Source organism: Vibrio sp. YT-19(2023), from assembly GCF_033337395.1.
The window spans coordinates 1-879 of the sequence record NZ_JAWOQN010000264.1; the positions used below are offsets into that span (position 1 = coordinate 1).

Consider the following 879-nt stretch of genomic DNA (forward strand, 5'->3'; position numbering starts at 1 on the left):
TATTTCTTGTAGGTATGGCTTTTGGTCAGTTGATGTGGGGATTGGCATCGGATAAATTTGGTCACCGCAATACGCTGGCCGCAGGTCTGGTACTCTTTACCATTGCCTCATTCGGCTTAGCATTCTGCGATGAAGTTTGGCAGCTACTGACACTGCGCTTTGTGCAAGCAATCGGCGTGTGTGCTCCTGCTGTTATCTGGCAAGCGATGGTAATCAAGCGTTACTCCAGCAGTAGCCAGCAAATTCTTGCAACCATCATGCCGTTGGTGGCACTATCACCAGCACTTGCACCTCAACTGGGTGTGGTTTTAGCGGATCGCTTTGGTTGGCACAGTATTTTTATCGCATTAACGCTTGTTGGCGTGGTGCTGGTTGCTGCCACCATGGCACAAAAGAACGAACAAGCCGAAATCAAACAAACCAGCATGTCTGCGGATATTAAAGCGTTACTAGGTTCAAAAACTTACCTAGGTAACGTGTTTATGTTCGCAACCGCGTCGGCAGCGTTCTTTGCTTACCTTACTGGTATGCCAGAAATCATGTCTCAACTCGGCTACGAAGCAAAAGACATCGGTTTGAGCTTTATCCCTCAAACCATTGCGTTTATGGCTGGTGGCTATTTAGGTAAAGTCGGCGTACGTAAGTTTGGTGATGAGAAAGTATTACGCCAGTTAATCGGCCTGTTCAGCGTTGCTGCATTGCTGATTTTCGTCGCTTCACAGTGGGAGCTCACGTCAATCTGGCCAATTCTTGCGCCATTCTGTTTGATTGCCGTTGCAAATGGTGCGTTGTACCCAATCGTCGTAAACCGTGCCCTAGCTAGTGCGCACCAAAGCCCAGCAACAGCAGCAGGTCTACAGAACAGTCTGCAAATCTGTG

The 879-nt window shown here is 48.5% G+C and carries 1 protein-coding gene; it reads left to right on the forward strand.

Features of this window, described 5'->3' with window-relative positions; translation table 11 throughout:
* The coding region (locus R7E78_RS25310; RefSeq protein WP_318058498.1) for a Bcr/CflA family efflux MFS transporter at positions 1-879 on the forward strand (879 nt) is incomplete at both ends.